This window comes from Shewanella corallii (assembly GCF_023349125.1).
Lineage (GTDB): Bacteria > Pseudomonadota > Gammaproteobacteria > Enterobacterales > Shewanellaceae > Shewanella > Shewanella corallii.
This window is the reverse complement of the sequence record NZ_JAKIKT010000001.1, coordinates 142,152-155,326: the sequence shown is the minus strand read 5'-3', so window position 1 is coordinate 155,326 and position 13,175 is coordinate 142,152. Positions and strand designations below refer to the sequence as shown.

At 50.7% G+C, this 13,175-nt stretch carries 7 protein-coding genes; 4 read left to right on the top strand and 3 right to left on the bottom strand.

Going from position 1 to position 13,175, the window contains the following annotated elements; translation table 11 throughout:
* Positions 1 to 60: 60 nt before the first annotated feature.
* Positions 61 to 2,781, bottom strand: a complete 2,721-nt coding sequence (locus L2725_RS00675) for a TonB-dependent receptor (RefSeq protein WP_249247095.1) — start codon at positions 2,779 to 2,781, stop codon at positions 61 to 63.
* A gap of 533 nt (positions 2,782 to 3,314) precedes the next feature.
* Here L2725_RS00675 and L2725_RS00670 point away from each other — a divergent pair.
* Positions 3,315 to 4,922 carry an alpha-glucosidase family protein gene (locus L2725_RS00670; RefSeq protein WP_249247094.1) on the top strand — a complete coding sequence of 536 codons (1,608 nt, stop codon included), beginning with the start codon at positions 3,315 to 3,317 and terminating at the stop codon, positions 4,920 to 4,922.
* Positions 4,923 to 5,448: 526 nt separating this feature from the next.
* Here the strand turns inward: L2725_RS00670 and L2725_RS00665 are convergent.
* Positions 5,449 to 6,171 (bottom strand): hypothetical protein, encoded by a 723-nt coding sequence (locus tag L2725_RS00665; RefSeq protein ID WP_249247093.1) that lies wholly within the window; start codon positions 6,169 to 6,171, stop codon positions 5,449 to 5,451.
* 425 nt (positions 6,172 to 6,596) lie between these two features.
* Between L2725_RS00665 and L2725_RS00660 the strand changes: the two genes are divergently transcribed.
* Together L2725_RS00660 and L2725_RS00655 are read left to right on the top strand one after the other, a co-directional pair.
* Complete coding sequence (locus tag L2725_RS00660; protein WP_249247092.1) at positions 6,597 to 7,409, top strand: hypothetical protein; 813 nt, start codon at positions 6,597 to 6,599, stop codon at positions 7,407 to 7,409.
* 647 nt (positions 7,410 to 8,056) lie between these two features.
* Positions 8,057 to 9,040: a helix-turn-helix domain-containing protein gene (locus L2725_RS00655; RefSeq protein WP_249247091.1), complete on the top strand. Its 984-nt coding sequence runs from the start codon at positions 8,057 to 8,059 to the stop codon at positions 9,038 to 9,040.
* 664 nt (positions 9,041 to 9,704) lie between these two features.
* Here L2725_RS00655 and L2725_RS00650 read toward each other — a convergent pair.
* Positions 9,705 to 12,437, bottom strand: coding sequence for a TonB-dependent receptor (locus L2725_RS00650; RefSeq protein WP_249247090.1), 2,733 nt, complete (start codon positions 12,435 to 12,437; stop codon positions 9,705 to 9,707).
* Between the two features lie 334 nt (positions 12,438 to 12,771).
* Here L2725_RS00650 and L2725_RS00645 point away from each other — a divergent pair, with 334 nt between their 5' ends.
* Complete coding sequence (locus tag L2725_RS00645; protein ID WP_249247089.1) at positions 12,772 to 13,029, top strand: hypothetical protein; 258 nt, start codon at positions 12,772 to 12,774, stop codon at positions 13,027 to 13,029.
* Positions 13,030 to 13,175 lie beyond the last annotated feature (146 nt).

Here is a 13,175-nt window from a genome sequence, read left to right as displayed (position 1 = left end):
CCGGTTAAAACAATGTCCGGCAGCAGCCACTGCCGGACATTGTTGAGTTTCGATTAACCGTTAGAACGCGTAGCTGGCACCCAACATAAAGGTGCGGCCATAGCTCTGGTAATCTTTGATCTGACGCTCGTCACCATTCTCATAGGTCATAAATGGTTCGTCGGTCAGGTTCAGACCCTGCAGTACCACTGACAGGCCTTCCAGTGACTTGATACCTGACTCAGCGAAGTCGTAACCAATCTGAGCATCAACAATGGTTTCGCTGGCCACAAAGCGCATATCACGGGCCAGACTCAGACCACTGACTTCACCCAGGAAGTCGGAACGGTAACGGGCACTGACCCGGGCCTGGAAGCCGTAATCTTCGTAGTAGAAGCTGGCGTTAACCACATCGTTTGACAGACCCGGCAGCGGGATAGGATCGCTGTCAGCATCTTCCTGTACTTCACTATCGGTATAGGAGTAGTTAACTGACATACCAAAGCCAGACAGAGAGTCGTGCAACAGATCACCGGTCAGCGCCAGAGTCACTTCGCTGCCCCAGATGTAACCGCCCTGACCGTTCTGCCAGATACCCACATAACCTTCGGTCAACGCAGGCTGCTCGCCTTCGATTGGATAACCGCTGAAGTCGCCTATGGTTTGCTGATTGAAGATGTAGTTTTCCAGATCCTTGTAGAACACAGCCACTGCGAAGTAGCTGGTACCGGAGAAGTAGTTTTCATAGCTCAGGTCAAACTGCCAGGCCATCCACGGCTTAAGCTCAGCGTTACCGCCGTAGCCACTCCATGGAGACTGATCGATATCAGTGGAGTCCGCTTTATCCGGGTTGTAGTTGATCTCGCGGCTGGCATTCATCTGATCCATACGGGCACGGGCCAGGGTGCGGGCAATACCTAAACGTACATACTGGTCATCAGCCACTTCCAGGCTCAGGTTCAGGCTTGGCAGAAGTTCCCAGTAATCTGTGCCACCGGAAATCGGCATGATTTCATCGGCATCATCACGCACTGTGGTAAAGCCATCAGAGCTCTGGTCGGTATATACCGCCTGCAAACCTACATTACCCTTCAGCGGCATATCGCCGATTTCGGTATACAGATTGGCTTGCACGTAAGGGGTAATCACCTCTTCAGTGACAGACCAGGACTTGGTATTACGCCATGCGTCAAACTCTGCAGCGTCATAGACGTTGTAAATACCGCTGGCAAACAGAGCGCGGGGATCATAGGTGAGCATTGGACCAATACCGATAAAGCCCAGATCCACAGGGGACATCAGAAACTCGCCCGGTACCGCTGTCGGTGCGTTGCTCTTCAACTGAAGAAAGGCAGACTCATAATCTTTGGTCTTTTCGCGATTGGTGTAGTTAACACCAAACTCAATCTCTTCGACGATACCTGAGCCCAGATAGTAGTTGGCGGTCAGACGGACAGCCGACAGCTCATCTTCCAGCTCGATATCATTGATAAAGCCATCCTGGACACCATTGTTACCAGGAATACCCCAATTTTGCGGGTTACCCAAAGTGGCATTGGTAAAGTTGGCATCGGTGTCGAAGATGGCACCGTTTTCTGACATCACGAAGTCGACGTCATAACCGGCTTCAGAACCACCACGGCCGAAACCTGAGTAGCTTTCCAGCGAGAAAGTATGTGTATCAGCCTTGGAATAGGACAGATCGGCAGCCAGGGTCAGGTTGTCACTGACGTCATAGCTGAGGTTCCAGCCCACGGCGACCAAATCAGATTCCTTGTCTTCAAAATCGTTACGCAAGACTGGGTTAACACCACTGAAAGTACCTGAGGTCACCATGCCATTTTCAACCACGGCATTGGTCAGGTTGGAAGTGTTGGTGTCACCGTTGTAGTTATACAGTGGCATTTCTGCGCCACGCAGGCTGTAGTTATCTTCAAAGTTGGTATAGAAGATATCGACAATAGAGTGCAGCTTGTCATTGGGGGCAAACTCAATCACCGCCATCACGCCATCACGCTGCAGCTCGGAAGACTGTACATAAGGCTTATAGCCGCTAATCACCAGTGGGCTGCCTTCAAGGTCCTTGGCTTCAGGGTAACCCCAGACATGGGAGCGCTCGTTCTGGCTTGGGCTGGACATGGAGGAAAAGCCGATGGCAACACCCAGGGTGTCATCCAGGAATTGGTCAATATAGGAGATACTGCTGCGGTAACCCTTGTTACTGACATCAGGGTTAAGCTGGTCCATGTCGTTCATTTCATAACGACCATTAACCACCAACGCCTGCTCACCAAACGCCAGAGGACGAATGGTTTGCAGATCCACCGTACCACCAATCGCCTGAGCCATCAGGCTGGCATCCGGGGTCTTATAAACCACAGCAGAGTTGATCAGTTCAGACGGGTACTGGTCAAACTCGATACCACGGTTTTCGTTAACAGTGACCTGCTCACGACCATTCAGTGTGGCGGTGGTAAAGTCAGGTGCCAGACCACGAATCGACACCACGTTGGCACGACCATTGAGTCGCTGTGTTGTCAGGCCCGGCAGACGTGCCAGAGACTCGGCAATACTGTTGTCGGGCAACTTACCAATATCTTCCGCTGAAATAGACTCAACGATGGAACTGTTATCCATTTTCGTGGCCTGTGCAGCGGCCAATGAACCTCGGATACCACGGACTTCAATCACTTCTACCGGCTCGTCTGCTGTAGACTGCTCGGCTGCAACCGCAATATTCATGCTGGATACACCAGCTGCGGCCAAAGCCAACATCACCAGACTAGGCTTGAACAGTGACATGTCTCCCCCTTGGATATAATTGTCATTCTGTTGGGTATGACACGGTGCGCTTTGTTGTAGGGTATGCGCTCCCGTCTCATCACATCTTTGTTACCATCCGGTTAAACCCAGCTCAATTTCCTGCATACGTATTCATCCCTGGGCAAAACGCATTCCCGATGCCTGCTCTGCTTCAAACATGCAATCCGGGAAACAGGTAACTCCTTGTATTCACTTTTCAAACGTCAATTCCATGACAAGAGCTCAGTCAACTGAGACGTCCATTTCAATTCCGGCTAAAACGTGCCGAACATCACTCTGGCCGCCAATTTGGTGACATTGGTTAACATGGTCACTGACAATTTTTTAAAGCTCGCCAATAAGACCTCACACATGAATAAAATTCAATGACGTAGCACTCATTCTGGGCATGCATACGTATGCAAAGTGACGGGCACCTCAGGAAGCATTAACGTAATTTAAATGAGTAGGCTGAAGGACGTTTGTTAGCGTCTCCCCGTGTAGATGAATTCCGGGGTCAATTAGGAGCTTTAATGAACAACGTGGAATGGTGGCGTGGCGCCGTCATCTATCAGATCTATCCCCGCAGCTTTGCTGACAGCAATGCCGATGGAATCGGCGATCTGCCGGGGATCGTAGACAAGCTGGACTATATCGCCGACCTGGGCGTGGATGCCATTTGGATCTCCCCTTTCTTTAAATCTCCAATGGCAGATTTCGGTTATGACATCAGCGACTACCGCGATGTCGACCCTATGTTCGGCACCCTGGCTGACTTCGACCGTTTGCTGGACAAGGCCCACCATCTCGGCCTTAAGGTGATGATTGATCAGGTACTCAGTCACACCTCAGATCAGCACGCCTGGTTCCTGGAAAGTCGTGAAAGCCGTGATAACCCCAAAGCCGACTGGTATGTATGGGCAGATCCCCGTCCGGACGGCACTCCCCCCAACAACTGGCTGTCGATTTTCGGTGGCTGTGCCTGGCAGTGGGAACCCCGTCGTGGCCAGTACTATCTACACAACTTTCTCACCAGCCAGCCGGATCTGAACTTCCACAACCCGGAAGTACAGCAAGCGGCGTTGGACAATGTGGAGTTTTGGCTGAAGCGTGGTGTGGACGGTTTCCGCCTGGATGCGATCAACTTCTGCTTCCACGATAAGCAGCTGCGAGACAATCCAGCCAAGCCGGAAGCGGAACGCTCGGGTCGAGGATTCAGCAACGACAACCCCTATGCGTTCCAGTACCACTGGTACAACAATACCCAGCCGGAAAACCTGGCCTTTATCGATGACCTGCGGGCCCTGCTGGACAAGTATCCAGACACCGCAGCCCTGGGCGAGATCTCCTCTGAAGACTCACTGGCCACCATGGCTGAGTACACCCAACCGGGCAGACTGCACTTGGGTTACAGCTTCGAGTTTCTGACCGATGACAGTGATGCCGGGTATATCCGTCACACAGTGGAAAACCTGGAAGACAAACTGGGACAGGGCTGGCCATGCTGGGCCTTCAGTAACCACGACGTTAAGCGCGTTGCCACCCGCTGGGCCCGTAATGGTGAAGTGTCTGCCACTCAGGCCAGCATGCTTAATGTGCTGCTGGGCTGTATTCGTGGCAGCATCTGTATGTATCAGGGTGAAGAGCTGGGGTTGAGCGAAGCAGATATTCCTTATGAGCTGCTGCAGGACCCTTACGGCATCACCTTCTGGCCCAACTTTAAAGGCCGTGACGGCTGCCGTACGCCAATGCCATGGCTGCAAAATGATGAGTTCGCCGGTTTCAGTACCGTGACCCCATGGCTGCCGGCGGTGAATGAGCACAAGGCCGTTGCCGTTGATACACAGCAGGCAGCAGGTTCGGTACTGCAAAGCACCAAGGCCTTCCTGCACTGGCGTAAGACTCAGCCGGTATTGCTGGCCGGTGATATCCGCTTTACTGAGCTGTCCGAGCCACTGCTGGGCTTCTGGCGTGAATATGAAGGCAAACAGCTGCTGTGCGTATTCAACCTGAGTGCTGATGCCCACTCGCTGGACGCTATCGCTTCCAATGCCGTACAACTGGCACCAGGTGGTGTTGAGGTGTCAGGCAACACCTTGCACCTGCCGCCGTTTGGGTATTCTGTGCTTTCTGCGGATTGATAGATTGATGTGACTGTCGATCAACAGTCTGTGTGATTTGATTAAGAACCCAGCTTAGACTGGGTTCTTTTGTTTTTGCTGATTGCGATTCAGCAGTCGCAGATTTAATGCTTCGCATCCATGTCGCCTACGGCGGGGAGCAGCCAAGCTCTGCTTGGCGGAACTCTCGTTCTGTCCCTGCGGGACACTAATTAATCGCCTTTCAGGCGATGCAAAGTCGTGGGTATCCAACCCACACCCGGGAAAAGGGGACCGTTTCGGCAGGCCCCCTTATTCAATCCTCCTGCGACTCCCGACGAAGTGGACAACCCCTTGGGGATTAGCGTCAAATTGCCTACCGCGCCAGACACTCGTCCCTGATTCGACTGGCGCTGACTCGGCGTCCATGCCTCGTCCACGGCATGTGCCTCCATCCCTCGCGGCCACTTCGAGGGAGACATGGTGTACCCCGCCAATTCAGAGTCTCCCGCTTAATAATGGGCGTCCATGTTATTTTTAAAGGCGAGGTGATGGCGATACTGCAGCGCTATTTATCGGTTGATGAGATTGTTTTTTGAAAGTGCTCTATTTGCTCCTCCAGCATCCTCAGCAATTTTTCATTGGATATAGACTGATGAAATCGACGAAAGCCCAACACCAGAGCTCTTGCCTTAACTAAATAGGGGAGGGCAAGCAGTGGAGAGCTGGATATTCGGGTGTACTCAAGTGCCAGTGCGCCCAGTTGAAGTAATTGCACTTCAAGTTCTCGACCAACTATCTGACAAGCAGAGGGGTTAGGTGAATTAAATTGCTCTTTGAATTTAGGGGTCCAATGCGCCCCTTCTTGAGTTTGATTCATGACATCAGCAAAATTGCAATCACGAGTGTTTAGTGAGGTAGTCATTAACTTTTCGACAATTTCAAACTGTGTTTTGATAATGCTTTGCAGTTCATTTCGTTGGGCCTCTTTTTCCAAATGTTTGACTTGCGCCTCCATCGCTAAACGACTCAGTGCAGCTTCTTGTTTGGTCTCAGCCAGTTCCTGTCGGGTCAGTGCCAGCTCAGTCTGCGACACTTTCAATGCTTCCGCTTGTTTACGCAGTGACCAGATCAGTAACACCACAGTGATAAAACCGAGGATTGGGTTAAGCGTACCACCAATAAAATCCCCGAACGCGCCAAAGTCCCCTTGATTGCCAAAGCCGCCATTAAACTGAGAAAAGTAAAGTATCAACAGTAACCCGGCGAGCAAGCCGACCAAAATCACCACAAACTTAAAGCTGGGTAGTTCCTCTGTCTCGCGGGTTTTATCGACCGTGGTTTGCTGCTGTGTGCTTGCGAGTTGGGGCTGTGGCGTATCCACTTCGGGCTGGCTGGCAGCTTCTGGGGATAGAGTTTGGCTGTCAACGGTCATGGGCCTTCCTTAATGGCTGAGTAATGGGTGCATCATGCGGGCGATATCATAGGGTAAGTTCAGCCAACGGGTCAAAACGCCAGAGCGAGTCTGTAACGAGCGCAACATCTAAACCCTACTCAATGGCTTAATGGAGGATTTCAACAGGGTTTAAACTGGGTGGAAAGTGGATCTTGATTTGCAATCTCAGTTGGCTTTAAAAAATCTTAACTCAGATTGGTTCTTTAGGTTCGAGATCGGTTAGCTTTGCAAAGCACCACTTAACGAGAACGGAAAATTGAATGATGGGTAAATTCGCAGAGCTGGACGTATTTGAGTATTTGGGGTTGCAATTAAAGGAAGCTGACGAGGGAAAGAGGCACCGCTCAGACTATGCGGTAATTAAAAGATTGTTAGAGCGATATTCAGAGATTGAGTCACACATCAATGTCATGTATCAGACCCTAACGAACCCTCAGATGAATCGCTTAATTGACTTGATGATTGACGCAGCGGCATTAGGAAATGAGAACGAAGTCGAGGAGGTTAGGAATACTCCAAAAGAATTGAAGGCCATCAATGGCAAAATTGCCAATTTGGCATTTGAACTAGCCGAACAATTAAATAAACGAACTCAGTTACACGAAATGACATCATTCACCAGTAACACTCACTATGCGTTATTCAAACTTATTGAAGATGCAGGGCGATCAAATTATCTGTTTGAGAGTTATTTAAAAGATCCGCTGAGTAATACAGTCGGCCCATATGATCTAAGGTATTACCCATCTATTAGTCAAGTAGTCACCCAACTTGGGGTTGATGCTCAAAATGCCTTAATTGAGACAAGTTCAGAATTAGATCTAATTATTACTAGTACTGAACGCCCATCCAATGCTGATCAAATCAGGGCAATGTTAGAAGCTCTGCAGTTTTCCCAAGAGAACGATGGTCATGATTGCTATTTTAGAATCCCAGATGACTTTGAATTGTCGAACCAAGCCATTGCTGCTTTTGTAAATGTCGCTTTTGATATTCCAGTTGATAAGCTGGTTGACGACATACAAGTAAGAAATGCCAAGCGGAAATATAAACAGCTTTGTGCAGAACACTAACCCCAAAGCTGACTATCCCGATGCGCGGGTGCAACTGCTGCCGGACGGGCAATTTAAGGCCACCGATAAGAAAGACAGGACAGGCATAACGCTTACTCAGTGATAGCGGAGTACACCAGTCCCCGTCCGAAGTTGCCGGAGGGGATTGTGTGCAATAGTGGATGTCATCATGGATGATGACATAGGTGGCGCTGAGCCATGGACGGTGAATCGTCACCGGTCACGTCAGTTGCATGCAATGCACGATGGGAGACAACTTCGGTTGGGGCGGCAAGGGAGATGCAAGAGGGAATTGCTGTTGATCCCCTCTTGCCCGGGTGTGGGTTGGAAACCCACGACTTCGGCCAAGCGCAGCTTGGCTACCCTTGCGAAAGCAAGTTTGGAGTGCAGCTCCAATGCTCTCACTGGCGACATCCGGCTTGAAAAAATCCTGACTGCCCTCAAGGTTAACCCCACCACAGACTCTATGTATGATGAAGTACAAACGACGAGAAAAATGTCGTCACCAGAGGTGATGTATCACTCAAAGCACAGCTTTTAGGGAATTCGCAACCGCTGGTTGACAGAATTACAAGTGAGGTTGGTGGTGCGCAACTGGCTGAATTTCTACGATGAAGGCCTCTAAAACGCAATAAGGGACGAGTGCAATGATATTGGCTGACAAGATAGTTAAATTACGTAAGCAAGCTGGTTGGTCTCAGGAAGAACTGGCCGACAAAGTTGGCGTGTCGAGGCAATCCGTCTCCAAGTGGGAGAGCGCGAACAGTATTCCTGATCTGAACAAAATTATCCTGCTGAGTAACATCTTCGGTGTTTCTGTTGATTACCTTGTCAACGACAATGCGGAGCATTTAGACGCTGGCTCAATGAGTGATGCGCCTGAGGTGATGCAAGTCTCTATTGAAGAGGCCAATCAATATCTACAGCACAAAATGGCAGCCGCAGAGTTAACGATTAAGGGGGTACTCTTATGTGTTTGCTCGGTCATTCCCCTGATATTCTTTTTAGCCCTGGCCGCAAACGAGCGATTGGGCATAACGAATAATATTGCCATTGCCTGCGGCATAATCGGCATACTGGTGATGGTGAGCTGGGGAGTTAGCTATCTCATTAGAATCAGCCAGTTTGAATCTGCTACTACATCTATTGATGATGAGCCATTTGAACTCAGTTATGGCGTTCACAGCGCCTTTCAGCAGAAACTCGAGAGTTTTAGCCCTACCTATTACCGCAGACTTTCTATAGGGATATTCCTGTTTATCAGTAGCTTTCTGCCATTAATGCTAAGCGCGGTTTTCAATCAGGGGCACATCATCTCTTTGATGATGTTGATTGTATTAATTCTGATGATCGCCTTGGGCTTGTATCTGGTTATCCCGGCATCAGCAAAATTTGATGCCTTCACAGTCATACTGACAGACAAGATGGTCAATACTGCAAAAGCCAGACGAGCAAGGCAGGCGAAAAAGCTGGCGGGTTTCTATTGGCCATTAGTTGTTGCCATATTTCTGGGTTGGAGCTTATGGACCATGGATTGGGGCATCACCTGGATAATCTGGCCAGTCAGCGCCGTCCTGTTCGCTGCATTAATAGGACTGATGGAACTGCTACATAAAGACGAACCGCTCTGAAGATTGCTTTCTGATAAAAGGATAGAAAACCAAACAGCCATGAAAAGACAGGACTGGCAGGCCACTTACTCAGTAATTTCAGGGTACACCGATCCCCGTCCGAAGTTGCCGAGGTCGTTGTCGAAAATGACGTAGCGAGGCATGGGCGAGTATCGCGCAGCGATAAGCTCACGAGCGCGAGGCAGGATAGCCGAGCGGGGAGTGAAGGACAGGGAAGTGCTTCGCTGAAGCAGCGACAGTCAAATCATGGACGAGTGTCTGTCGCGATAGCCAATTTTAGACATAAGTCCGAGGAGTTTTCAGCGTTGGTTGGGGCGCCCTTTGGGGTGGTAGGGCGAATGCTTGCCTGTGGCGAGCGAGCTTATGAGCGAGAGGCAAGGATGCCGAACTGGCCTTTGTACAGGGATGTATTTGTTGGACAAGCAACGCCCCTGACCCGGGTGAAGCCTGGAAGGCTTCGATTTCGGCCAAGCGCAGCTTGGCTACCCCTGCGAAAGCAAGTTTGGAGCGCAGCTCCAATACTCTCACCGCTGGCAAGTGGCATATCCCGCAGGGATATCAAAAAAGAGTCTCACCGGCGATACGGTGGCAATAACAGGGTAATAAAAAGCCCAGTCAGGTTCCCCCAACTGGGCTTCAACTCTCGTAAGCAGATTACGCCAAATCAGAACTTATAACTGAATCCCAGCATATAGTTACGACCATACTGCTGATAATCGCGTATCTGGCGGGTATCGCCATTCTGGTAGGTTACAAACGGCTCGTCGGTGAGGTTGTTTACCTGCAACAGTACAGACAAACCATCCACACCCATTTCGGTAAAGTCATAGCCGATCTGGGCATCTACCAGGGTTTCGCCTTTCACGTAAACCGGGATACGGGCCAGGGATAAACCGGTCACTTCGCCCAGGAAGTCGCTGCGGTAACGGGCACTGATACGCGCCTGGAAGCCATAGTCTTCATAGTAGAAGGTGGCGTTGGCAACCTTCTGTGACAAGCCTGGCAGGTCTATTGGGTCACTATCAGCGGTTTCCTGCACCTCACTCTCGTTATAAGAGCCGGACAGGATAAGGCCAAAGCCACTCAATACATCTGTCAGCATGCCACCTGTGAGGTGGGCAGACGCTTCAACCCCGCGGATATAGCCGCCACGACCGTTTTCCGGCTGAGTAAACTGACCATCGGTCAATGCTGGCTGTGGATCAGGTACGGTAAAGCCGCTGAAATCGTAGACCACGGACTCATCGAAGATGTAGTTTTCCAGATCCTTGTAGAACACACCCAGCGCCAGATAGCCTTCATCCAGATAGATCTCATAGCCGAGGTCGTACTGCCAGGCCAGCCAGGGCTTGAGGCTTGGGTTACCACCGCCACCACTCCAGGGAGAGTTGTCGATATCCGTGCTGCCAGCCAGTGACGGGTCATAGTTGAAGGTCAGACCGGCGTTCATCTTGTCCATACGGGCGCGGGCCAGTGAACGTGCCACAGCAAACCTCAGCTGATGGCTGTCCATCACCTCCCAGGACAGGTTGGCACTTGGCAACCACTCGGTATAGGTATCGCCACCAGAGTTATCCTGCAGCACCACCAGACCATCTTTCTGGGTCACCGCCTTACCGGTTGAAGACTGCTTGGTGTGCACCACCTGCAGACCAAAGTTACCCACCAGCGAGCGATCCGCCAGCTCGGTATCCACCTCGGCCATCACATAACCTGTGGTCACTTCCTCTTTCACACTCCAGGTGCCGGTGGCACGACTGGAGACGGTTTCACCCTCTGAGGTCAGATTGTAGTAACCATCATTCAGCAGCGCTTCGGCGTTATAGGTCAGCATCTGACCCATACCGATAAAGTCCAGCGAGGTGGGTGACATCAGATACTGAGACGGCACCGCCAGGGTATCCGGATAATCTTTCAGCGTCAGGAAGAAACCCTCATCCTTTTTGGATTTCTCACGCTCGCTGTAATTCACACCAAACTGAATGCTGGCCAGGGGTCCCTCTGACAGCAGGCGCTCCGCGGTCAGACGCACTGCAGACAGTTCATCTTCAATGCTTGGGGTATTGATAAAGCCATCCTGAGCATTACCGGGAACCGTGACATTGTTACCCCAGTTGAAAGGGCCACCCAGTTTGATCAGCGCGGGATCAGCATAATTGATGGTGGGGAAGAAGGTCGCGCCGCGATCGCCCTGCATCTGGAACTTAAGATTTTCACAACCGCCCTCAGTACATCCATTGCCACGGCTGGTACCTGCGTAGGTTTCCAGACCGAAGTCGGTACGATCCGCCTTGGAGTAGGAGATATCTCCCTCCAGACTCCAGTCATCATTGATGGTGTAAATGCCGTTCCAACCCACAGAGATGGTATCCGCATCACGGCGGTTCAAATCGTTACGTACCAACACCTTGGAGTTTACAAAGGAGCCAGCTGTCACCAGTCCATCTTCATTCTGAGTACCAATCACACCATCATTGGCCCATCCGGCACCCCACTGCCCGGGGATCTCAATCCCCCGCAGCAACTGCTCATCGGTGAACTTGGTGTAGTAAGCATCCAGAGTGGAGCTGAAATTACTGCTTGGCTGATACTCGATAACCAACATCACGCCATCACGCTCAAGCAGGCTGGAGCGAACAAATGGCTTGGCGCCACCCAACACCAGTGGATTGGCGTCGTCATAACCCAAATTGGGATAACCCCAGGCTTGCCAGCGCTCTTCCTGGTTTGGGGAATACAACTTGGCATAACCGAAAGCCACCCCAAGCGTGTCATCATTGAACTGATCTATGTAGGAGAAACTGGCGCGATAGCCCTTGTCTTTACCATCCGGGTTAAGCTTGCCCAGATCGTTGTATTCGCCACGGCCGTTAACCACCAGCTGACGTTCGTTGTAGGACAGGGGTTTGACGGTACGCATATCAACCGTGCCACCAATGGCCTGAGACAGCAGCGCAGCATTGGGCGTCTTGTAAACCACTACAGAGTTGATCAGCTCAGAAGGATACTGGTCAAACTCAACCCCCCGGTTGTCACCCACAGTCACCTGCTCCCGACCGTTCAGGGTCGCTATGGTGAAGTCAGGTGCCAGACCACGAATCGATACCACATTGGCGCGGCCATCGAGACGCTGCGCCGCCAGGCCCGGCAGACGCGCCAGCGACTCAGCAATACTCACATCCGGCAGTTTACCTATCTCTTCAGCATTGATGGATTCAACAATCTCAGTAGAACCCTGCTTAACTGCCTGGCTCGCCAGCATGCTGCCACGAATACCACGCACCTCAATTACTTCTATTTTCTCATCTGCAGCCTGTTGCTCTTCGGCAACCACGCCCTGGGCCATCCCAGTTGATGCCAGCGCCAACATCACCAGACTCGGCTTAAACAGTGACATGCTCTCCCCTCCGGATTTAATTTTTTTATCAGGGTCATGCACCGATTCGCCTAAGAGGTCTGTTGCAACCGGTACACAATGCAATACTTGTTACCATTTGGTTACATGTGACTCAATTTTATGCATACGTATTCATTCATCCTGTATTAGCAATACAAGACGCTCCCCGTGGTCAAAACTCACGCGGTCAGGAGCAACACAACCCAAGCTAACTAACTGTATTAAAATAACAATTAAGTAACACACTGAAGATTGACAGACAGGTGATTTTCTATACTGACCGACAGCGAAGAATATTCGGGTCGCAGGCAGGGTGACCTGCAGTGGGCTGGCAATGGCAAAAGCCAATAACCAAAAACAGAATTTAACTTTTAAAAACATCACACTAACCCACAACCCAACTATGCATACGTATGCAGCAGAGGGAAGATACAAGCGCACCTCAACTGGCCACAAACACCTCCCCCATCAATCATGGCGACTTCATGACTCAATAAAGAGTCAGCCGGATTTGCAAGCGCTCGAAACTCCAACACTTTCACAACAGATCCTGTTTTTTGAAGATTTACGAATCCAAAGGCAGATTTATTAACGAATGCTCAGCAAGTTCTGAATGCCTTCAATTTTCTTGAGGAAAACCACAGGTTTAGCAAAGTGTCATGTTCAGTTGCCAGTGAACCCTGCTATAAAACGCTGCCATAAGGCGTGGAAGGCTTGCCCAGACCAGCCGGTCCACTC

What these genes read in the sequence shown, in the direction of transcription:
- L2725_RS00675 (WP_249247095.1), bottom strand. Translation starts at nt 2,781, where the DNA reads ATGTCACTGTTCAAGCCTAGTCTGGTGATGTTGGCTTTGGCCGCAGCT.
- L2725_RS00670 (WP_249247094.1), top strand. Translation starts at nt 3,315, where the DNA reads ATGAACAACGTGGAATGGTGGCGTGGCGCCGTCATCTATCAGATCTAT.
- L2725_RS00660 (WP_249247092.1), top strand. Translation starts at nt 6,597, where the DNA reads ATGATGGGTAAATTCGCAGAGCTGGACGTATTTGAGTATTTGGGGTTG.
- L2725_RS00655 (WP_249247091.1), top strand. Translation starts at nt 8,057, where the DNA reads ATGATATTGGCTGACAAGATAGTTAAATTACGTAAGCAAGCTGGTTGG.
- L2725_RS00650 (WP_249247090.1), bottom strand. Translation starts at nt 12,437, where the DNA reads ATGTCACTGTTTAAGCCGAGTCTGGTGATGTTGGCGCTGGCATCAACT.
- L2725_RS00645 (WP_249247089.1), top strand. Translation starts at nt 12,772, where the DNA reads ATGGCAAAAGCCAATAACCAAAAACAGAATTTAACTTTTAAAAACATC.